Source organism: Pseudomonas sp. p50(2008), assembly GCF_015351605.1.
In the GTDB taxonomy this organism is placed as follows: domain Bacteria; phylum Pseudomonadota; class Gammaproteobacteria; order Pseudomonadales; family Pseudomonadaceae; genus Aquipseudomonas.
This window is the reverse complement of sequence record NZ_JACMYF010000003.1, coordinates 609,370-630,385: the sequence shown is the minus strand read 5'-3', so window position 1 is coordinate 630,385 and position 21,016 is coordinate 609,370. Positions and strand designations below refer to the sequence as shown.

General features: G+C 60.2%; 15 protein-coding genes. 7 read left to right on the top strand and 8 right to left on the bottom strand.

What is annotated here, in order from left to right; translation table 11 throughout:
• The first annotated feature begins 12 nt into the window (after positions 1 to 12).
• Genes ptsP through H7698_RS11330 form a run of 3 tightly spaced genes read left to right on the top strand, consistent with a single transcriptional unit; the run spans position 13 to position 5,566 of the window.
• Complete coding sequence (gene ptsP, locus H7698_RS11340) at positions 13 to 2,874, top strand: phosphoenolpyruvate--protein phosphotransferase (protein ID WP_194691429.1); 2,862 nt, start codon at positions 13 to 15, stop codon at positions 2,872 to 2,874.
• A complete protein-coding gene (pfkB, locus tag H7698_RS11335; RefSeq protein WP_162440771.1) occupies positions 2,874 to 3,815 on the top strand; it encodes a 1-phosphofructokinase in 942 nt (313 codons plus the stop codon). The genes ptsP and pfkB overlap by 1 nt, the downstream gene beginning before the upstream one ends.
• Before the next feature lie 11 nt (positions 3,816 to 3,826).
• Entirely contained in the window at positions 3,827 to 5,566 is a 1,740-nt protein-coding gene (locus H7698_RS11330) for a PTS fructose-like transporter subunit IIB (RefSeq protein ID WP_194691428.1), read from the top strand.
• Between the two features lie 57 nt (positions 5,567 to 5,623).
• On the opposite strand, the gene H7698_RS11325 is transcribed toward H7698_RS11330, so the two are convergent.
• Positions 5,624 to 8,152 (bottom strand): PepSY domain-containing protein, encoded by a 2,529-nt coding sequence (locus H7698_RS11325; RefSeq protein ID WP_194691427.1) that lies wholly within the window; start codon positions 8,150 to 8,152, stop codon positions 5,624 to 5,626.
• A 275-nt stretch (positions 8,153 to 8,427) separates the two neighbouring features.
• Positions 8,428 to 10,770, bottom strand: a complete 2,343-nt coding sequence (locus tag H7698_RS11320; RefSeq protein ID WP_194691426.1) for a TonB-dependent receptor — start codon at positions 10,768 to 10,770, stop codon at positions 8,428 to 8,430.
• Positions 10,771 to 10,976: 206 nt separating this feature from the next.
• On the opposite strand from H7698_RS11320, the gene H7698_RS11315 reads away from it, so the two are divergent.
• A complete protein-coding gene (locus H7698_RS11315; protein ID WP_162440775.1) occupies positions 10,977 to 11,657 on the top strand; it encodes a Fe2+-dependent dioxygenase in 681 nt (226 codons plus the stop codon).
• A gap of 57 nt (positions 11,658 to 11,714) precedes the next feature.
• Entirely contained in the window at positions 11,715 to 12,428 is a 714-nt protein-coding gene (locus H7698_RS11310; protein WP_194691481.1) for a tetratricopeptide repeat protein, read from the top strand.
• Between the two features lie 120 nt (positions 12,429 to 12,548).
• On the opposite strand, the gene H7698_RS11305 is transcribed toward H7698_RS11310, so the two are convergent.
• The 5 genes from H7698_RS11305 to H7698_RS11285 form a co-directional block, all read right to left on the bottom strand.
• Positions 12,549 to 13,712 (bottom strand): type III PLP-dependent enzyme, encoded by a 1,164-nt coding sequence (locus H7698_RS11305; protein ID WP_162440776.1) that lies wholly within the window; start codon positions 13,710 to 13,712, stop codon positions 12,549 to 12,551.
• A gap of 759 nt (positions 13,713 to 14,471) precedes the next feature.
• Complete coding sequence (locus tag H7698_RS11300) at positions 14,472 to 15,629, bottom strand: osmoprotectant ABC transporter ATP-binding protein OsmV (protein WP_162440777.1); 1,158 nt, start codon at positions 15,627 to 15,629, stop codon at positions 14,472 to 14,474.
• Positions 15,626 to 16,279 (bottom strand): ABC transporter permease, encoded by a 654-nt coding sequence (locus H7698_RS11295; protein WP_162440778.1) that lies wholly within the window; start codon positions 16,277 to 16,279, stop codon positions 15,626 to 15,628. Before H7698_RS11295 ends, H7698_RS11300 begins: the two co-directional genes overlap by 4 nt.
• Positions 16,280 to 16,291: 12 nt before the next feature.
• Positions 16,292 to 17,200: a glycine betaine ABC transporter substrate-binding protein gene (locus H7698_RS11290; protein ID WP_194691425.1), complete on the bottom strand. Its 909-nt coding sequence runs from the start codon at positions 17,198 to 17,200 to the stop codon at positions 16,292 to 16,294.
• Positions 17,201 to 17,220: 20 nt separating this feature from the next.
• Positions 17,221 to 17,937, bottom strand: a complete 717-nt coding sequence (locus H7698_RS11285) for an ABC transporter permease (protein ID WP_162440780.1) — start codon at positions 17,935 to 17,937, stop codon at positions 17,221 to 17,223.
• Positions 17,938 to 18,301: 364 nt separating this feature from the next.
• Here H7698_RS11285 and H7698_RS11280 point away from each other — a divergent pair, with 364 nt between their 5' ends.
• Positions 18,302 to 19,885 (top strand): peptide chain release factor 3, encoded by a 1,584-nt coding sequence (locus tag H7698_RS11280; RefSeq protein WP_194691424.1) that lies wholly within the window; start codon positions 18,302 to 18,304, stop codon positions 19,883 to 19,885.
• A gap of 128 nt (positions 19,886 to 20,013) precedes the next feature.
• Here the strand turns inward: H7698_RS11280 and H7698_RS11275 are convergent, their stop codons facing one another.
• On the bottom strand, positions 20,014 to 20,415 hold the full coding sequence (locus tag H7698_RS11275) for a nuclear transport factor 2 family protein (RefSeq protein WP_194691423.1): 402 nt from the start codon (positions 20,413 to 20,415) through the stop codon (positions 20,014 to 20,016).
• 306 nt (positions 20,416 to 20,721) lie between these two features.
• Between H7698_RS11275 and H7698_RS11270 the strand changes: the two genes are divergently transcribed.
• On the top strand, positions 20,722 to 20,979 hold the full coding sequence (locus H7698_RS11270; protein WP_194691422.1) for a hypothetical protein: 258 nt from the start codon (positions 20,722 to 20,724) through the stop codon (positions 20,977 to 20,979).
• The last annotated feature ends 37 nt before the right edge of the window (positions 20,980 to 21,016 follow it).

The following is a 21,016-nucleotide window of genomic DNA, read 5'->3' as shown; positions in this document are numbered from 1 at the left end:
AAAGGAGAAAGCATGCTCGAGCTCACCATTGAGCAGATTTCCATGGGCCAATCAGCCGTGGATAAGCCTGCAGCGTTGGACTTGCTGGCCCGGCACCTGGTTGCCGATGGCTTGGTCGCCGAGGGTTACCTCGCCGGTTTGCAAGCGCGTGAAGCCCAGGGCTCGACCTTTCTCGGTCAAGGTATTGCCATCCCCCACGGCACGCCGCAAACCCGCGATCAGGTGTTTTCCACCGGCGTGCGGCTGATGCAATTCCCTGAGGGCGTGGACTGGGGTGACGGTCAAATTGTCTACCTAGCGATTGGCATTGCCGCCAAGTCCGATGAACACCTGCGTCTGCTGCAACTGCTCACTCGAGCCCTCGGCGAAACCGATCTGGGCCAGGCCCTGCGTCGTGCCAGCTCCGCCGAAGCCTTGTTGAAACTGCTGCAAGGCGCACCGCAGGAACTGGCACTGGACGCGCAGATGATCGGCCTTGGCGTGTCCGCCGATGATTTCGAAGAGCTGGTTTGGCGTGGTGCACGTTTGCTGCGCCAGGCTGATTGCGTGAGCAACGGCTTTGCCGCGGTGTTGCAGCAGGTTGAAGCGCTGCCCCTCGGTGATGGTCTGTGGTGGTTGCACAGCGAACAAACGGTGAAGCGCCCAGGCCTGGCCTTCGTCACGCCAGACAAGCCGATACGCTACCTCGGGCAACCGCTGAGCGGACTGTTCTGCCTGGCCAGCCTCGGAGAAGCGCACCAAGCCTTGCTCGAACGACTTTGCGCGCTGTTGATTGAAGGTCGCGGCCATGAATTGGGTCGCGCTACCAGCAGTCGCGCCGTGCTTGAAGTCCTCGGCGGCGAACTGCCGGCCGATTGGCCAAGCGCCCGTATCGCCTTGGCCAACGCCCATGGATTGCACGCCCGTCCGGCGAAAATTCTGGCTCAGTTGGCGAAAAGCTTCGAAGGCGAGATCCGCGTACGCATTGTCGATGGTCACGACAGCGCCGTCTCTGTGAAGAGCCTGAGCAAGTTGCTGAGCCTCGGTGCGCGTCGTGGCCAAGTGCTGGAGTTCATCGCCGAACCCATCATTGCGGCAGACGCCTTGCCGGCCTTGCTGGCCGCCATCGAGGAGGGCCTGGGTGAGGAAGTCGAACCGTTGCCAGCCGTGAGCCAACAAAGCGCCGTGTTGACCGACATTGCCGAAGTGCTGCTCGCACCCGCCTCCGGCAGCGTCATCCAGGCCATCGCCGCCGCACCGGGAATTGCCATCGGCCCGGCGCATATCCAGGTGCTGCAAACCATCGAATACCCGTTGCGCGGAGAGTCCGCCGCCATCGAGCGCGAACGTCTCCAGCAAGCGCTGCAGCAAGTGCGTCGCGACATTGAAGGCCTGATCGAACGCAGTCAGTCCAAGGCCATCCGCGAGATCTTCATCACCCACCAGGAAATGCTCGACGACCCGGAATTGACCGATGAAGTCGACACGCGCCTCAAGCAAGGCGAAAGTGCCGAAGCGGCGTGGATGGGCGTGATCGAAGCGGCGGCCAGACAACAGGAATCGCTGCAGGATGCCTTGCTCGCCGAACGCGCGGCCGACTTGCGTGACATCGGTCGTCGCGTACTGGCGCAACTCTGTGGGGTCGAAACCCCGAGCGAGCCGGAGCAACCGTATATCCTGGTGATGGATGAGGTCGGTCCCTCCGATGTGGCGCGGCTCGATCCCGTGCGGGTCGCCGGCATTCTCACCGCGCGTGGTGGCGCGACGGCTCACAGCGCGATCGTCGCCCGTGCCCTTGGCATTCCGGCGCTGGTCGGTGCTGGCGCCGCCGTGTTGTTACTGGCGCCGGGCACGCCGCTGCTGCTTGATGGCCAGCGTGGTCGATTGCATGTCGACGCCGACAGCGCCACGTTGCAGCGCGCGACGGAAGAACGCGACACCCGCGAAGAACGCCTGAAGATGGCCGCCGAGCAGCGGCATCAGCCGGCACTCACTACCGACGGTCACGCGGTCGAAGTGTTCGCCAACATCGGTGAAAGCGCGGGGGTGACCAGTGCGGTGGAGCAGGGCGCCGAAGGCATCGGCCTGCTGCGCACCGAGCTGATTTTCATGGCCCATCCGCAAGCGCCGGACGAGGCGACCCAGGAAGCTGAATACCGCCGCGTGCTCGACGGGTTGGAGGGGCGGCCGTTGGTGGTACGCACCCTCGACGTTGGCGGCGACAAACCCTTGCCGTATTGGCCGATTGCCAAGGAAGAAAACCCGTTCCTCGGTGTGCGCGGCATTCGCCTGACCCTGCAGCGTCCCAAGGTCATGGAGGCGCAATTGCGTGCCTTGTTGCGCGCTGCCGATAACCGTCCGTTGCGCATCATGTTTCCCATGGTCGGCAGCGTCGATGAATGGCGCCAGGCCCGAGACATGACCGAGCGCCTGCGCCTGGAAATTCCGGTCGCGGACCTGCAACTGGGGATCATGATCGAAGTGCCGTCGGCGGCATTATTGGCGCCAGTGTTGGCCAAAGAGGTCGACTTCTTCAGTGTCGGCACGAACGACCTGACCCAGTACACCCTGGCCATCGACCGTGGTCATCCGACCTTGTCGGCACAGGCTGACGGCTTGCATCCGGCCGTACTGCAACTGATCGACATCACCGTGCGCGCGGCCCATGCCCATGGCAAATGGGTGGGCGTGTGCGGTGAGTTGGCGGCCGATCCGCTGGCAGTGCCTGTACTGGTCGGCCTCGGCGTCGATGAGCTGAGCGTTTCTGGCCGCAGCATCGCCGAGGTCAAGGCGCGCATTCGCGAACTCGACCTGACTCAGGTGCAAACCCTCGCTCAACAGGCCCTGATCGTGGGCAGCGCGAATGAAGTGCGCGCATTAGTGGAGGCGCTGTAATGGCCCGGATCCTGACCCTGACACTTAATCCGGCGTTGGACCTCACCGTTCAGATGTCGCGTATGGAACCCGGTCAAGTCAACCGCAGTGACGCGATGCACACCCACGCCGCAGGCAAGGGCGTGAACGTGGCGCAAGTACTGGCGGACCTCGGGCATCAGCTCACCGTCAGTGGTTTTCTCGGTGAAGACAATCTTCAGGCCTTCGAAGCCCTGTTCGCCAAGCGCGGTTTTGTCGACGCCTTTATCCGGGTTCCCGGCGAAACGCGCAGCAACCTCAAACTGGCGGAAGCCGACGGGCGAATCACCGACATCAACGGCCCCGGACCGCTCGTGAGCGAAGCGGCGCAGCAGGCGTTGCTTGATCGACTCGATCAGATTGCACCCGGTCATGATGCGGTCGTCGTCGCCGGCAGCTTGCCCCAAGGTATCAGCCCTGCGTGGTTGCAGGCGTTGATCGTGCGGCTGAAAAATCTGGGGCTGAACGTTGCTCTCGACACCAGTGGCGAGGCTTTGCGCGCAGCGCTCAAGGCCGGCCCGTGGCTGATCAAGCCCAACACCGAAGAACTGGCCGACGTGCTCGGTTGCGAGGTGGTGTCGGTGGCCGCTCAAGCTGAAGTGGCGAGCCGCCTGCATGCCCAAGGCATCGAGCACGTGGTGATTTCCCACGGCGCCGACGGGGTGAACTGGTTCAGTGTCGGTTCGGCCATGCACGCCACGCCGCCCAAGGTCAGCGTCGTCAGCACGGTGGGCGCGGGTGATTCATTGCTGGCGGGCATGCTCCACGGTTTGCTCAGCGCAGACACGCCTGAGCAGACCTTGCGAACCGCCACTGCAATCGCCGCCATGGCGGTCACCCAGATCGGTTTCGGCATCGGTGATGCCGCGCAACTGGCGCGGCTTGAGCAGGGTGTGCGCGTGCGCCCCCTGACAGAACAATAAGAGGGTTTGTCATGAAGTTAGCCATTGTTACGGCCTGCCCGAATGGCATGGTCACCAGTGTGCTGTGCGCGCGCTTGCTCGATGCCGCCGCGCAGCGTCAAGGCTGGAGCACCAGCGTCGAAGTCACTGATGCCGCGCACCCGGAACGCCAAATGTCGGCCGCCACGATCGAGGCGGCCGAGTGGATACTGCTGGTGACCAGCGCGCCCGTGGACATGTCGCGATTCGTCGGCAAGCGCGTATTCCAGAGCACCCCGGCCCAGGCCCTGCAGGACGTTGAAGCCGTGCTGCGCAAGGGCGCGGAAGAGGCGCAGATGTATGTCGCCCCTGCCGCCGTTGTCGAGCCGGTTGCCACAAGTCAAAACGCCCCCCGAATAGTCGCCATCACCGCATGCCCGACCGGTGTTGCGCACACCTTCATGGCCGCCGAAGCCCTGCAACAAGCGGCCAATCGTTTGGGCTACGACTTGCAGGTGGAAACCCAGGGCTCAGTTGGCGCACGCAACCCGTTGAGCGCTGCCGCCATTGCCGACGCCGATGTGGTGCTGTTGGCCTGCGATATCGAAGTCGCTACCGAGCGTTTCGCCGGCAAGAAAATCTACCGCTGCGGCACCGGAATAGCGTTGAAGCAAGCGGAGGCGACGCTGAAAAAAGCCTTGGCCGAAGGCAAGCAGGAAAGTGCTGCAAGCGGCGCCAAGGGCGCGGTGAAACAAGAGAAGACCGGCGTCTACAAGCACCTGCTGACCGGGGTGTCGTTCATGCTGCCGATGGTGGTGGCGGGCGGTTTGATGATCGCGTTGTCGTTCGTGTTCGGCATCACCGCATTCAAGGAAGAAGGCACCCTCGCGGCCGCCCTGATGCAGATCGGCGGCGAAACCGCGTTCAAGCTGATGGTGCCGCTGCTGGCGGGTTACATTGCCTACTCCATCGCCGACCGCCCGGGGCTGGCGCCGGGGATGATTGGCGGGATGCTCGCCAGCACCTTGGGCGCGGGTTTTATTGGCGGGATCATTGCCGGTTTCATCGCCGGTTATGCAGCCCAGGCGATCAATCGTTATGCACGGTTGCCGCAAAGTCTCGAGGCCCTGAAACCGATCCTGATCATTCCATTGCTGGCGAGTCTGTTCACCGGTCTGGTGATGATTTACGTGGTCGGCAAACCGGTCGCCGGGATGCTCGAAGGCCTTACCCATTTCCTCGACAGCATGGGCACCACCAACGCGATTCTGCTGGGTGTACTCCTGGGCGGGATGATGTGCGTCGATCTTGGCGGGCCGATCAACAAGGCGGCTTATGCCTTCTCGGTGGGGCTGCTGGCTTCGCAAAGTTATGCACCGATGGCCGCCACCATGGCAGCGGGCATGGTGCCGCCGATAGGGCTGGGCATCGCCACGTTCATTGCCCGGCGCAAGTTCGCACAGACCGAACGCGAAGCGGGCAAGGCGGCCTTGGTATTGGGGCTGTGCTTCATTTCCGAGGGAGCGATTCCATTCGCCGCCAAGGACCCGCTAAGGGTGATCCCGGCCAGCATCGCCGGTGGTGCGTTGACCGGCGCGCTGTCGATGTACTTCGGCTGCAAACTCATGGCGCCGCACGGTGGATTGTTCGTGCTGGCGATCCCGAATGCGATCAACCACGCATTGCTGTATCTGCTGGCGATTGTCGCGGGAAGTCTGCTGACGGCAGTGACGTATGCACTGCTCAAACGGCCGGAAGTGGTAGAGCTGGCCGTAGAGCCCGTCAACGCCTGACCCATTCCTCCTGTGGGAGCGCGCTTGGTCCGGGCGGCTCCCACAAGGTTTTTCCAGTCAGTAGACGTCGCGGCGATAGCGGCCTTGCTCGATCAACCGGTCGACCTCGGATATCCCGAGCACTTCGTTGAGTACGTGATCCACGCCCGACGCCATGCCCTGCAAACTCCCGCAGATGTAAATCACCGCACCGTCAGCCAGCCACTTCTTCAATTCTTCTGCTGATTCGCGCAGTCGATCCTGCACATAGATCTTCTCCGCCTGATCCCGCGAGAACGCCAGGTCCAGGCGCTCCAGATCACCCGAAATCAGCCATTCCTGAAGCTCGTCACGGCAGAGGAAATCGTGCTCGCGATTACGCTCGCCAAAGATCAGCCACTGCCGTTGCTGGCCGTCGGCAATCCGCGCCTTGAGCAGGCTGCGCAAACCCGCCAGACCGGTGCCATTGCCCAACAAAATCATCGGTGCCGGCTCGACCGGCAGATGAAAACCGCTGTTGCGACGTACCCGCAGGCTGACAGCGCCGCCCACAGGGGCGTGCTCCGTCAACCAGCCGGAACCGACGCCGAGGCTGCCGTCAGGATGGACTTCCTGGCGCACGATCAGCTCGAGCACGCCATCGGCCGCGATCGAGGCGATGGAGTATTCACGCATGGCCAAAGGCACCAACGCATCCGCCAGCGCCTGGGCATGCAAGCCGACCAGGTGGGTTCGGTTCTCGGGCAGTTGGCGGCTGGCAAGGGCCTGATCCAGTGTTTGCGACAACCCATCAAGTTCCACGGTGGCACGCCCGTCGATCCCCAGGCCGTCGAGGAAGTGCTCGATCGCCCACGGGCAATTACGTGGCATCACTTCCACCAGATCTCCGGCCAGCCAACCGCTAGGAGCAGGGGGCGTCAGACCTAACAGGTAAACCGGTGAACCTGTGCTGTCCGGGTTCATCAATTCCCGGCGGGTCAGCGTCCAGTTGTCATAGCTGGGCGCTTGCCAGGTGTCCACGGGCGCCTGACCGGTCACCACGCCGAGCTGTTGCTGCCAGTGACGCAAGGCGTAAGGGTCGCCGCTGTCGACTTCCACGGGCGCAAACAGCGTCTTGCCGCCGTGCTCACCCAGCCAGCCGTGCAAGCGTCGGGCGAATCCACAGAAGTGTTGATACTGCCGATCACCCAAACCCAGTACGGCGTAGTTCAAGCTGTCCAGGCTCGACGCGCGACCCAGCACTTTGCGCTCGAAACCCCGTGCACTGTCAGGCGCTTCGCCGTCGCCAAAGGTGCTGACCACGAACAGTGCATTATCCGAATCCCGTAAGTCCTGCTCGCTGACAGTGGCCAGCGGCTGAACCTTCACAGGCAGACCGGCAGCCTGCAATTGCCCGGCGGTCTGCCAGGCCAACTGCTCGGCAAAACCGCTTTGGCTGGCGAAACCGATCAACCACGCCGGCGTATCGCTACCGGGTTGTGTCAGGCCTTGGCGCGCATTTTTGATCTGCTTTTTCTTGCGACGACGATCGAGGTACAGCAACCAGCCGGTGACAAAAAACAGCGGCATCATGAGTGCGGAAATTGTCAGGATCACGCGCCCGACAATGCCGAAATAGCTGCCGACATGCAGGGCATAAATGCTGGTCAGCAATTGCGCATTAAGGCTCTTTTCGGTGTAGCGATCATGGCGCTTGACGATGCCGGTCGCCGGATCGAGGGTGATCTGGTTCAGGGCACGGTCGTGGGGCGAGGTGTTAAGCAGGTAGAACACGGTTGCCGGTTGCCCAGCCACCGGCGGCATACGAATGTTGTAGGCGGACAGGTTCGGACCGGCAGCGCTGTAGATGCTGCTCCACATGGCTGCGTAATCCGCTGTCGGCGCCGGACCGCTTGGGGCTGGGCCACGACCGCCACGGACGCGTTCGTTTTGCGGCGAGTCGGAGAGCAATCGGGTGAGGCCCTTGTTGTACCACTCGTAAGACCAGGACAACCCGGTCAAAGCTGCCAAAAGGTAGAACACCAGGCACCAGGTGCCGGCAACCGAATGCAGATCCCAGTTGAAGCTGCGGCCCTTTTTCTTCCAGTCGAGGGTCAGCCAGGCGCGCCAGCTTCGCCACTGCCGTGGCCAGCGCAGGTAAAGTCCGGACAGGCAGAAGAACACCAGAATCAGCGTGCAGGCACCGGTGATCTGCCGGCCGGTATCGCCCATGGCGAGGAAGCGGTGCAGTCGCAGCATCAGGCCAAAGAAGTCCTGGCCGGAGGCATCGCCCATGAACTCGGCGTTGTACGGATTGAAGTAGCGCATCTCGCCGCGACGCTCACCCGGTTTCGGCGTGAACCACACCTTCGCCGCCGCACCGCTGTCCGTCTCGACGGTGAGCATCGAGACCTTTTTTCCGGAAGCGGCTTCGATGTGCTCCACCAGCTCGGCGGGCGGCAACACGCCGGCCACCTGCTTTTCGACCTGCAGCACCGACGGATTCAGTGCGCTCAGGATTTCATCCTGAAACGATACCGTCGCCCCGGTAATGCCCATCAGGGCCAGGACCAGCCCGGCGCTGATGCCGAAAAACCAGTGCAACTGGAACAGGGTTTTCTTCAACACGTCGCTCGCCTTGTTCGTTCGAAAATGAAAATCACGGCGTGCATTATGCCGTGGGTTATCGAGAAGCCTTCTTTATTACGCACAAAAGCCCCGCTCATCTGGATGAACGGGGCGTTTGAAAATCAATAGTGCTTTTGTGGCGAGGGGGCTTGCTCCCGCTAAGCAGTCATGCGGTTTAACTGATAGACCGCACTGTCTGGTATTGGGGTGGCACCGCCACCCCCGCGGGAGCAAGCTCCCTCGCCACAGTTATGCATTCGACCACCGACTAATGATCAGAAGTGGAAGTTGGTGCTCAGCAACGCTGTACGGCCCGCCGCCTGGTTGGCGAAGTGGGTCGAGAACGCTTTGTCGTAGTAGGTTTCGTCGGTCAGGTTTTGCACGTTCAGCTGCAGGTCGACGTTTTTGGTCAGTTTGTAGGCGACCATGGCGTCGTAACGCACGTAGTCATCAACCATCGTGGTGTTGGCCACGCTGCCGAATACGTCGTCGACGTAGAACGCGCCGCCACCGATGGTCAGCTTCGGCGTGACCTGATAGGTCGTCCAGAGGCTGGCACTGTTTTTCGGCGTGTTAGGCAGTTCGTTGCCATCGTTGGCTTTGTTAGCCGGCAGGTCACCACCATCGACTTGCTCGCTGTCCATGTAGGCGTATCCGGCGAAGACTTGCCATTTCTCGGTGATCTTGCCGGTGGCCGACAATTCAACACCTTGAACACGGGTTTTGCCGACGTTTTCGTACGACGTGGTGTCGACTTGAACGCGGGCGTTGTCTTTCTCGGTGCGGAAGATATCGGCGGTCAGGGACAGGCGATCGTTCAGCAGATCCCACTTGGTACCGATTTCGTAGTTCTTGGTGGTTTCCGGCTCCATGTCGCTGCTCAGCAAGTTGCCGGCACGGTCGGTCGAGCCACCCAGCGGGTTGCCTTCCTGACCTTCGCCCAGGGTGTTGCCTGGCGGAGTGGCGGAAGTCGCGTACGACGCATAGATGCTGCCGTTCTCAGCGGGCTTGTAGACCACGCCGAACTGGCCGGTGACGAATTCGCTGGTGTCTTTGCCTTTGGACGCAACGCCGTTGGTCACGACGGTCGCGCCGGCTGCGTTGTAGGTTTTGTACTTGGTGTCGAAGTGGTCGTAACGCAGACCCATGTTCACCAGCCATTGCGAGGACAATTCCAGGGTGTCGAACACGTACAGTGCGCGCGTGGTGCTGGAAGTGTCGGTGCCGGCGTAGTTACGTGCGATCGAACCGTTCCATGGATCGCTCGGGTTCGGGTTGGACAGCGAGGTGCAGTTGTAGCCACTTGGTGCGCCGATCATTGCCGGGGTGCAGTTGGTGGTCGCGGCGGCGGTGCCTGGCGTGGTGTCCGTGTTGACGGTGTACGAGGATTTTTCGCTCTTCTCGTGGCTAAGCTCGATACCGGTGGCGAAGCTGTTCTTGAACCCGGCGATGTAAACGTCACCAAACAGATCGGTCTGGTTGGTCGTTGTATCGGTGTTGCTGACACGGGTGTTGGCCCGCCGCCACACGCTGCCGTTGTTGACGTTGCCCTTGGAGTCGTCCGGCTGGGTCAGGATGTAATCCTGCATGCTGCTGCCGTGGCGCAAGGTGTTCTTGACGGTCAGTGCATCGTTCAGGTCGTGCTCGATGGCGATGGTTGCGGTGTCGGTACGACCCTTGCGGAAGTCGCGGCCGTCGAGACCGTAGAAGTTACTGCTGTCGCCGCCGTCGTCCGGCGTGCTCGGATTGGACTTGGTGCGCGCGGCAGAACCGGCCACCGGAATGCTGTACGGAATACCCGAGTCCGGGGTGTCGTTGCTTTCCAGATGGTAGTAATCAAGGTTGACGCGAGTGTCGGTGCCCAGGCCGAAGGCCACGGATGGCGCGATGCCCCAACGGTCGTAGTCGACGCTGTCACGGCCAGCGACGTTGCTTTCGTGGCTCATCAGGTTCAAACGGCCAGCGGCGGTGTCAGTGAACTGGTAGTTGCCGTCGAAGGTGTAGCGCTGGGTCTGGTCCGAACCCCAGGTGAATCCGCCGTCGAGCGAATCGCCCAGGTGGGCTTTCTTGCTCACCAGGTTGATGCTGCCGCCGGCAGCGCCGCGACCGCCAATGGCCGAGTTCGGGCCTTTGCTGACTTCGATCGATTCGACCGCGAAGATCTCGCGGCTTTGCGAACCGGTGTCGCGTACGCCGTCCAGGTACGTATCGCCCTGGGCATCGAAACCGCGAATGAATGGACGGTCACCCTGTGGGTTGCCCCCTTCACCGGCACCAAAGGTGATGCCCGGAACGGTGCGCAGCGCATCCTGCATGTTGAGGGCGCCGGTGTCCTTGAGAACTTGTTGTGGAATTACGGTAATCGAGCGCGGCGTGTCGACCAGCGGCGCGGTGTACTTGGGCGAGGAGGCTTTCTCGACGTTGTAGCTGGTAGCGTCCTGCGCTTCGCCAGTGATGGCGGTGGCGTCCAGGGAAATCGCATTGCCCGCTGCTTTGGCGTCGGTCTTTTCAGCAGCGAAAACCATTTGGCCAGCCGAGCCGGCGGTGATTGCCACGCCAATTGCAGACGCGAGCAAACGCGGTGAACTGACAGGTAATTGTGGTTGTTGGCGTGACATCGGAATTCCCCTCCCCAAGGATTTGAGGTCGCGGAATATAGGGTAGACGCGTATTTGTATCAATTGCGAAACGTTACTATTTGCGAAGAATTTACATTCTTTACAATTTACCCTTACGGTTTTTGGTGTTTCATTCGTCTGGGGGGTTTTACACAGGCAATAAGAATCAATACCATTGCCGCCCCTTTGCCTTCAGGTGTCTTCCCATGTTGCTGCACATTCCCGGCTTGTTCGCGAAAGAAGAAGTGCAGCGCATCAGAGAGGCCCTGGAGCAAGCTGATTGGGCGGATGGCAAAATCACTGCGGGTTTTCAATCAGCGAAGGCCAAGCACAATCTGCAGCTGCCCGAAGGTCATCCGCTGGCCAAGGAAGTCGGCGCGGCGATGCTGGAGCGGTTGTGGAAAAATCCTCTGTTTATGTCCGCCGCGTTACCGCACAAGGTCTTTCCGCCGTTGCTGAACTGTTACACGGCGGGTGGCAGTTTCGATTTTCATATCGACAACGCCGTGCGCCAGCCTAAAAACAGCATTGAGCGGGTGCGCACCGATCTGTCCGCGACGCTGTTTTTCAGTGAGCCTGAGGACTATGACGGCGGAGAGCTGGAGATCCAGGACACCTTCGGCACCCAGCGAGTGAAGTTGCCCGCTGGCGACATGGTCCTGTACCCCGGCACCAGCCTGCACAAGGTCAATGCCGTCACTCGCGGAACACGCTTTGCCTCATTCTTTTGGACCCAAAGCCTGGTGCGTGAGGACAGCCAGCGCGCCTTGCTGTTCGAAATGGACGGGGCGATCCAGCAGCTGACCCAGGACATGCCCGACCACCCTTCGCTGATCCGCCTGACCGGTACTTATCACAATCTGTTGCGTCGCTGGGTCGAGGTGTAAGTGGCGGACTTCCGTTTACGCCGCGAAGAAGTACTCGACGGTGACGGCCTCAAATCCATGCTCGACGAAAGCCCGGCGCGCGCCGCTCAGGCGATTCTGAGCGCTGCCCGCGAAGACATCGTCGATGCTCAGGCGCTGCTCGGTCAGATCCTCCTGGATGGGCAAGGAATCGAGCAGGATCAGCCGCTGGCCGTGCGCTGGTTCGAGATCGCCGCACAGCGTGGGCATCTGATGGCGCGCAACATGCTCGGTCGTTGTCATGAGCATGGCTGGGGGTGCAACGCCGACGCATCATTGGCGGCGCGGCATTATCGAATCGCCGCTGAAGCGGGCCTGGATTGGGCGATGTATAACCTGGCCAACCTCCTTGCGACCGGTCGCGGGGTGGTCGAGGATCAAGTGCAAGCCTTGGGGTTCTACCGCCACGCCGCCGAGCTCGGTCATGCGAAATCGATGAATTTGCTCGGGCGTTATCTGGAAGAAGGGCAGTTCTGTTCAGCGGATCCGCAGGCGGCGCGCAACTGGTATCGGCGCTCGGCCGTCGGCGGGGATTTTCGCGGGCAGTTCAGTTATGCCGCCGTGCTGGCGGGCGAGGGGAATATCGAGCAAGCGCTGGACTGGTTGCGTCAGGCACTGGCTGGCGGGAATCTGAATTTCCTGCGGGTGGCGAGTAAAGAGCTGATGAACGCAACCGATCCACACATCCGCGCAATGGCCGATGACTATGCCCTACGCACCGCCGAATTGGAGCACAACCTCACCCCACTGTAGAAGCGGTCGAGTGCAACGAGGCTGATCTTGTTTTAGAGCGTGGGAACGATCATCGCAGCGAATGGCAGACACAAAAAAGCCCATGACATGTCATGGGCTTTTTGATGGCTGCGTCGACGTTTACACGTAGAACGATTTCAGTGGCGGGAAGCCGTTGAATTCAACAGCGCTGTAGCTGGTGGTATAGGCACCGGTCGAGAGCCAATACAGGCGGTCGCCAATGGCCAGGTTCAGCGGCAGGCCGTACTTGTAGTTCTCGTACATGATGTCGGCGCTGTCACAGGTCGGGCCGGCGATGACCACTTCTTCCATCTCGCCTTTCTTCTCGGTCCAGATCGGGAACTTGATGGCTTCGTCCATGGTTTCGATCAGGCCGGAGAACTTGCCCACATCCGTGTACACCCAGCGCTCGACGGCGGTACGGGATTTGCGCGCAACCAGCACCACTTCGCTGACCAGAATACCGGCGTTGGCAATCAACGAACGGCCTGGCTCCAGAATGATTTCCGGCAGTTCGTCACCGAAATCTTCCTTGAGGAAGCGGATGATTTCTTCGGCGTAGGTTTCCAGGCTGTTGGTGCGGGTGATGTAGTTGGCCGGGAAGCCACCGCCCATGTTGATCAGCTTCAGGTGGATACCGTCTTCTTCTTTCAGTCGCTCGAAGATCACTTTGACCTTGGCGATCGCCGCGTCCCACACGCTGATGTCGCGCTGTTGCGAGCCGACGTGGAACGAGATGCCGTAAGGCACCAGGCCCAGGTCGCGGGCGAGAATCAGCAGGTCCATGGCCATGTCGGTCTGGCAGCCGAATTTGCGCGACAAAGGCCAGTCAGCCGTGGTCGAGCCTTCGGTGAGGATGCGCACGTAGACTTTCGAACCCGGCGCGGCCTTGGCGATGTTGCGCAGGTCGGCTTCAGAGTCGGTGGAGAACAGGCGCACGCCCTTGTCATAGAAGTAGCGGATGTCTTTGGATTTCTTGATGGTGTTGCCGTAGCTGATACGGTCGGGGCTGACGCCACGGTCCATCACTTTGTCCAGCTCATAGATCGACGCGATGTCGAAGCTCGAGCCTTTCTCTTTGAGCAGGTCGATGATTTCGACGGCCGGGTTGGCCTTGACCGCGTAATAGACTTTGGCGAATTCGAAACCGGCGCGCAGGTCGTCATAGGCCTGGCTGATCATCGCGGTGTCGATCACCACGAACGGGGTTTCTTGCGTGTCGGCGAACGCCTTCAATTTGTTGAAGGTATCGCGCGCGTAATAGTCTTCGACGTTGATCGACATGCTGGGAACTCCTACTGGCAAACTAGATTAATCAATGGGTGCGAGGGTGTGTCATCAATGAAATCGCGAGTGCGTTGCGCCTGAGCGCGGGCCAGGCAAGGCGTAGGCCGCTGCTCATGGTCATTCCCTTCGCAAGGCCTGCAACGCAGCATGGCGCGCGCTCAGGCACAACCCGAAGGGTCGGGCCTGCTTTTGCGCAGGGCTGCGTTGCTCGTCCCTTATTTGGAACAACCAAATCGCGGGCCTCGCGCCTTGCGCTGCACAAAAGCAGGCTCCGGCGCACTCGTGATTTCATTGATGACACACCCTCCTGAACGTCCTCCGTATCCCCACTTTGGTTCGCCTACTTCCCAAGGCATGTCGCCGAAAGCAAAAAGGCCACGGGAGGTGCAGCTTCCCTTGGCCTTGCTGTCTCGTCGTCAGTACTTGAGCCGGATGGATCGTTTCCAGCATGGACGTTCGGCGCGAACTTTAGGGCGTGAGGGGCTTGAGATCAACAAAAAATGTCGCGTTTTTGCACGCTTCCGTCGTGCGGTCCCTGACAGCTACTGATGTAACCGACCTGCATGACAGTGTGATGTTCCCCGAATGGGGATTTTCGAAGGGATTGGTGGTGCTGTTGTGGCGAGGGGATTTATCCCCGTCCGGCTGCGAAGCAGTCGTAAAACCTTAGCGTGCGGTATATCAGGTACACCGTGGGTGCCGGTTTCAGGGCTGCTGCGCAGCCCAACGGGGATAAATCCCCTCGCCACAGGGTTGTCAGGCCAGCGCAGTCTCAGCTGGCGAAACAATACTGGTCTTGCCACCACGGGACTTGCCGGAGCTCAGATACTCGGCAATCGATTCCTGGGTCACTTCACCCAGGAACACCCGATCGGCATCCATCACCGGCAGCCACGAGCGATTGAACTCGTACATGCGCGACAGCAGGATGCGCAGATGTTCGTCGTACGCCGCCGTGGCGTTGAACTCGCGCAGGTACTGCGCGCACGTACCGGTCTGACGGTGCAGATCGCGACGTCGTACGTACCCGAGCGCCTTGTTCTCACCGTCGGTGACGACGACATAACGACGGTCATGCTCGTCCATCAGCTCCAGCGCATCCGCCACCGGCGTTTCCGGGCTCACGGACGGGGCGTTGTCAGCGGCGTCTTCGGCTTTTACCAGCAACAGACGCTTAAGCGTGCTGTCCTGGCCGACGAAATTACTGACAAATTCATCTGCCGGGTGCGCCAGCAACGTGTCCGGATGATCGATCTGCAACAGTTTGCCGGCACGGAAAATCGCAATCTTGTCACCCAGCTTGATCGCCTCGTCGATGTCGTGGCTGACCATGATCACGGTCTTGTTCAGTGCACGTTGCATCTCGAAGAATTCGTTCTGGATCATCTCGCGGTTGATCGGGTCGACCGCGCCGAACGGTTCGTCCATCAACAGCAGTGGTGCATCTGCTGCCAGGGCGCGAATCACGCCGATCCGCTGCTGCTGGCCACCGGACAGTTCACGCGGATAGCGATTCAGATACTGCTTGGGCTCGAGCTTGATCATGCTCATCAACTCGCGGGCGCGGTCGTGGCATTTCTGTTTGTCCCAGCCCAGCAGGCGCGGAACGATGGTGATGTTTTCCTCGATGGTCATGTTCGGGAACAGACCGATCTGCTGGATCACATAACCAATGTTGCGACGCAGGGTGACGGCGTCGAGGTCGGTGGTGTCTTCGCCATTGATCAGGATCTTGCCGGAGGTCGGCTTGATCAGGCGGTTGATCATTTTCAGCGTGGTGCTTTTGCCGCAACCCGATGGCCCGAGGAACACACAGATCTCGCCTTCATTGACGGTCAGGCTTACCGAGTCCACGGCTTTTACGTCTTTGCCGTTGCTTTGGAAGGTCTTGCTGAGGTTTTGAAGTTCGATCATTTCAGGAGTCCTTTTGGAGTCAGCGTGCGTTGCAGCCATTGCAGTAGCAGGTCGGCGAAGATGGCCAGGAGACTGACCAGCACGGCGCCGACGATCAGCATCGACATATCGCTGCGGCTGATTGAAGCGAGAATAAGTACACCAAGGCCACCGGCACCGATGGTCGCGGCGATGGTCATGACACCAATGTTCATGACCACGGCGGTGCGCACACCGGCGAGGATTACCGGCACGGCGATCGGCAGTTCGACCATGCGCAGACGCTGGCCGAAGGTCATGCCGATGCCGCGGGCGGCTTCGCGGATGCCCGGCTCAACGCCGGTCAGCGCCAGGTAGGTGTTACGCATGATCGGCAGCAGCGAGTACAGGAACACGGCGGTGATCGCTGGCATCGGGCCCAGGCCCTGGCCGAATTTCGAGTAGAACGGCAGCAGCAGGCCGAACAGCGCAATCGACGGCACGGTCAGCAGCACTGTGGCGCTGGCTTGCAACGGGCCGGCGAGGCTCGGGAACCGGGTCATCAGGATGCCCAGCGGCACGCCGACGAGGATCGCCAAGGTCACCGCAATGCCGACCAGGGTGATGTGCTGCCAGGTCAGGTGCGCGACCTGCGCCCAGTCGAGATGGGAAAAGGCGTTCAAAAATTCCATGTCTTTTCCTCCTCAGTTGAGTGGGTGCTGGCGCAGGAAATCTGCGGCAACGGATGAAGGGCTTTCGTGGCCGACATCGACCCGCGCATTCAGCGTACGCATGGTGGCGTCATCGAACAGCTCAGCCAGCGGTTTGATTTCTTCCGCCAGTTTCGGATGGGCGCTCAAGTACTCCTGACGCACCACGGGGGCCGCGGTGTAGTCCGGGAAGTAGTGCTTGTCGTCCTCCAGCAGTTTGAGCTTGAAGGCGTTCAAACGACCGTCTGTGGTGTAGACCAGACCGGCAAACACTTGACCATTACGCAAGGCGGTGTAGACCAGCCCGGCGTCCATCTGGCGGGTGTTTTTACGGGTGAGGTTCATGCCGTAGAGGTCGACCATGCCGGCCATGCCGTCGGAACGGTTGGCGAACTCGGTGTCCAGAGCCACGAGGTGGTTGGTTTTCGCCTCAGCCTGCATCACCGTGTTCAGCTCGCTGATGGTGTTGATCTGCGGATAAGCCTTCGCGGTTTTTTCCGGCAGGGCCAGGGCGTAGGTGTTGCTGAACCTCGACGGCGTCAGCCAGACCAGGCCTTTTTTCGCGTCAAGTTCTTTCACCTTGGCGTAGGACTGAGCGCTGTCGAGTTTGTCGGTGATGTGGTTGTAAGCCACCAGCGACACGCCGGTGTATTCCCATATCAGGTCCAGTTGGCCGCTTTCCTGAGCGCTGCGGGCGAGGTTACTACCCAGACCACCCGTAACCTGGGTGTCATATCCCTTGGTGCGCAGGTACTGGGACGTGATTTCCGCGAGCAGGGTTTGCTCGGTGAACACCCGGGCGCCGATACGGATCACGGGTTTGTCGGCGGCTTGGGCAACTCCTGCAAACAGCAGGACACAGCCCAGTAACAAGCCGAACTTCTTTGAAAAGTAGGTCTTCATGATTATTCCTTTGCCGAGGCTTAAGACGGGCGTAGGCCGCGTTCGAGCCAGAGACGACTGGCCAGTATCACCAGGCCGTCGAGCAGCAAGGCCAGCAGGGCGGTGCAGGCCGCGCCGAGCATTAGTTGCGGCTGATTGTTCAGGGCGATGCCAGGGAAAATCAGGCTGCCCAGACTATTGGCGCCGATCAGGAACGCCAAAGGCGCAGTACCCACGTTGATCGCCAGGGCGACACGCACACCACCAATGATGATCGGCACCGCGTTCGGCAGTTCAACCCGCCACAGCACCTGAGCCGGTGTCATGCCGATGCCGACGGCCGCTTCCTTGAGTGAACCCTGGACGTTTTTCAGCCCTTCGTAGGTATTGCGCACAATCGGCAAGAGCGAGGCGAGGAACAGGGCGAAGATCGCAGGGCCGCTGCCGATGCCGAGGATACCCAGGGCGATGGCCAGTACGGCGAGAGGCGGCACGGTGTTGCCGATGTTGAAGATCTGCATGAAGCGTTCGGCGCGTCCAACCATGGTCGGGCGGCTGAGGAAGATACCGGCGGGTATGCCCACGACAAGGGCGGCCAGCATGGAGACAATCACAAGAATCAAATGAGCTTGCAGGTAAAACAACAAATCGTCGCGGTAATGTTCGATCGTGTTGATGCCAATCCAGTGGACCAGCAGGGCCAGAAGGGCGACGACAACCGCTCCTCCTATCAGCCCTTTGCCATAGCGAATAGCCACAGGCGGACTCCTTTTTTCTTTGTCGGCGAACGCAGTCCCGTGTGGCAATGCCATTCCTGGCTGCCGGGTGTTTGGCGTTCGCGAGAAGCAGCTCGTTCTATGTCCGCAAAGGGACATGAATCGGGCCATAAGCGCAGCCTCGTCAGGCTAACTTGCTGATTTATCAGCCCCTGGTACGAGTGCAGTAACAGGGGAGTGGACGTCTGCACCTTTTAAAAGGTTCCATATTTAGCAGCAATTAGCCACCCTTGATGGCCCAACGGTCCCGTTAATCGCCGTGGGCGACTGGGTGAACGGTGGTCTGTCGAGGTCGGTTTGCGCTATACTCGCCGCCCTTTTTTGAATCACCGCCAGGCGATTTCCCATGACCAAACAGGCCGCCGAAGTCGCGAAACGCCGCACTTTCGCCATTATTTCCCACCCCGATGCGGGTAAGACCACCATCACCGAGAAGCTCTTGCTGATGGGCAAGGCGATTGCGATTGCGGGCACGGTGAAGTCGCGTAAATCCGACCGCCATGCCACCTCCGACTGGATGGAAATGGAAAAGCAGCGGGGTATCTCCATTACCACGTCGGTCATGCAGTTTCCGTATCGCGATCACATGATCAACCTGCTCGACACCCCGGGCCACGAAGACTTCTCCGAAGATACCTACCGCACCCTGACGGCGGTCGACTCGGCATTGATGGTTCTCGACGGCGGTAAGGGCGTAGAGCCACGGACCATCGCGCTGATGGACGTCTGCCGTCTGCGTGACACGCCCATTGTCAGCTTCATCAACAAACTCGACCGTGACATCCGCGACCCGATCGAACTGCTCGACGAAATCGAAGCCGTCCTGAAGATCAAGGCCGCGCCAATCACCTGGCCGATCGGTTGCTACCGCGACTTCAAAGGCGTTTATCACCTCGCCGACGACTACATCATCGTGTACACCGCCGGCCACGGCCATGAGCGCACCGAGGTGAAAATCATCGAGAAGCTCGACTCCGATGAAGCCCGCGCGCACTTGGGCGACGAGTACGATCGCTTCGTCGATCAGCTGGAGCTGGTGCAAGGCGCCTGCCATGAATTCAATCAGCAGGAATTCCTCGACGGCCAGCTGACGCCGGTGTTCTTCGGTACCGCACTGGGTAACTTTGGTGTCGATCACGTGCTCGACGCGGTGGTCAACTGGGCGCCGAAACCGCTTGCCCGTGTCGCCAACGAACGCACCGTGGAGCCGATCGAAGAGAAATTCGCCGGCTTCGTGTTCAAGATCCAGGCGAACATGGACCCGAAACACCGCGACCGTATTGCCTTCATGCGTATCTGCTCCGGCAAGTACGAGAAAGGCATGAAGATGCGCCATGTGCGCACCGGCAAAGACGTGCGAATCGGCGATGCCCTGACGTTCTTCTCCTCCGAACGTGAGCAGCTTGAAGAAGCCTTCGCGGGCGACATTATCGGCCTGCACAACCACGGCACCATCCAGATCGGCGACACCTTCACCGAAGGCGAAGTCCTGGGCTTCACCGGTATCCCGCACTTCGCCCCGGAACTGTTCCGCCGCGTACGCCTGCGCGATCCGCTGAAATCCAAGCAACTGCGCCAGGGTTTGCAGCAACTGGCGGAAGAGGGCGCCACCCAGGTGTTCTTCCCCGAGCGCAGCAACGACATCATCCTCGGCGCCGTCGGCGTGCTGCAGTTCGATGTAGTCGCCAGCCGCCTCAAAGAGGAATACAAGGTCGAATGCTCGTACGAGCCAATCACCGTGTACTCCGCGCGCTGGATCGATTGCAGCGATAAGAAGAAGCTCGAAGAGTTCCAGATCAAGGCCGTGGAAAACCTCGCCATCGACGGCGGCGGTCACCTGACCTACCTGGCCCCGACCCGGGTCAACCTGGCGCTGATGGAAGAGCGCTGGCCGGACGTGAAATTCCGCGCGACGCGTGAGCATCACTAAGCGCTGATCCGAAACACCAAAACCCCGTTTCGAAAGCCGCGGGGTTTTTTGTGGCTGAACACAATCCCTGTAGGAGCGAGCCTGCTCGCGATCGCAACGGATCATTCAACATTCATGTTGACTGACACTCAGTCATCGCGAGCAGGCTCGCTCCTAGACGTTTTATGTTGACAGTCGTTACGGGGAATCAATGTTCCTTGATGAAAAACCATCTGCCATCGATCACCCTGCAGACGCCAGATCGAACTGCGCAAGCTTGTGACAGGGGTGATGGAGCCGGTGTGACAGTGATAGGTCACCAATGCCGTGTTGGGTGAGAGCTGCTTGACTGCGAACTCGCTGATGGTCCGTGGGGTAAAGGGTTGATCAGGCAGGTGCTGGACGATGTCAGCTTTGTGCCAGACGCCGCCGCTAGCGCCGAATTCCGTGAAGTCGTCGGCGATCAGGCCCGAAATAACCTCGGCATTGCTTCGAGTAGCCTGCGACATCAGGCATTGCTCCAGCTCGAACAGGGTTTGCACTAGATCCATTGTTCCGACACTCCTCTCAGATACCAGGCCCGACACTTGTAGGCGCAAAGCTTGCTCGCGAGGGTGTGTCAGTTGGCATCAAGTTAGCTGACACACCCTCGCGAGCAAGCTTTGCTCCTACGAGAATCCCTTCCTTCGTAAATAACCAATCGCCCTAATGATTATGCAAAACCAGTCTGGCGATCATTGGCATTTCCACCCATTCGTTAGCGTCCTATCTGGAGAACCGAGTCAATCGGAACTAGATTTCATTCAGCGCCCACACAGGCACTTCCATGCTTCACCCTTAAAAGGATGGATTCAGCTATGAGCATTTTTCAACGCATTGTGCTGTTGCTTAAGGTTTTGGTGATGCTGGCCGTCGGCATGTCAGCGGCGTGGGCCGAATGCCCGGAAAAGGGTGAGCACGTGTCGAACGGGCAGGTCGTGCACACTGGCATGATGATCGCCAAGTCCGAATCGGAACCGGGGGATAAAGGCCAGGGTGGCAGCGCGGACGATGATGACTCCACCACCGATGAGCCGGACTCCGATGACCCGGATGAAGGCGATAGCCAAACGTAAATCCCAGGCAAAAGAAAACCCCTTCAGCCCCGACTGA

Bases quoted from the DNA above. Each gene is read 5' to 3' on its own strand.
- H7698_RS11310 (WP_194691481.1), top strand. From the start codon at position 11,715: ATGCTCGACGAAAGCCCGGCGCGCGCCGCTCAGGCGATTCTGAGCGCT.
- H7698_RS11290 (WP_194691425.1), bottom strand. From the start codon at position 17,200: ATGAAGACCTACTTTTCAAAGAAGTTCGGCTTGTTACTGGGCTGTGTC.
- H7698_RS11270 (WP_194691422.1), top strand. From the start codon at position 20,722: ATGAGCATTTTTCAACGCATTGTGCTGTTGCTTAAGGTTTTGGTGATG.
- H7698_RS11275 (WP_194691423.1), bottom strand. From the start codon at position 20,415: ATGGATCTAGTGCAAACCCTGTTCGAGCTGGAGCAATGCCTGATGTCG.
- H7698_RS11295 (WP_162440778.1), bottom strand. From the start codon at position 16,279: ATGGAATTTTTGAACGCCTTTTCCCATCTCGACTGGGCGCAGGTCGCG.
- H7698_RS11315 (WP_162440775.1), top strand. From the start codon at position 10,977: ATGTTGCTGCACATTCCCGGCTTGTTCGCGAAAGAAGAAGTGCAGCGC.
- ptsP (WP_194691429.1), top strand. From the start codon at position 13: ATGCTCGAGCTCACCATTGAGCAGATTTCCATGGGCCAATCAGCCGTG.
- pfkB (WP_162440771.1), top strand. From the start codon at position 2,874: ATGGCCCGGATCCTGACCCTGACACTTAATCCGGCGTTGGACCTCACC.
- H7698_RS11330 (WP_194691428.1), top strand. From the start codon at position 3,827: ATGAAGTTAGCCATTGTTACGGCCTGCCCGAATGGCATGGTCACCAGT.
- H7698_RS11280 (WP_194691424.1), top strand. From the start codon at position 18,302: ATGACCAAACAGGCCGCCGAAGTCGCGAAACGCCGCACTTTCGCCATT.
- H7698_RS11300 (WP_162440777.1), bottom strand. From the start codon at position 15,629: ATGATCGAACTTCAAAACCTCAGCAAGACCTTCCAAAGCAACGGCAAA.
- H7698_RS11305 (WP_162440776.1), bottom strand. From the start codon at position 13,712: ATGTCGATCAACGTCGAAGACTATTACGCGCGCGATACCTTCAACAAA.
- H7698_RS11320 (WP_194691426.1), bottom strand. From the start codon at position 10,770: ATGTCACGCCAACAACCACAATTACCTGTCAGTTCACCGCGTTTGCTC.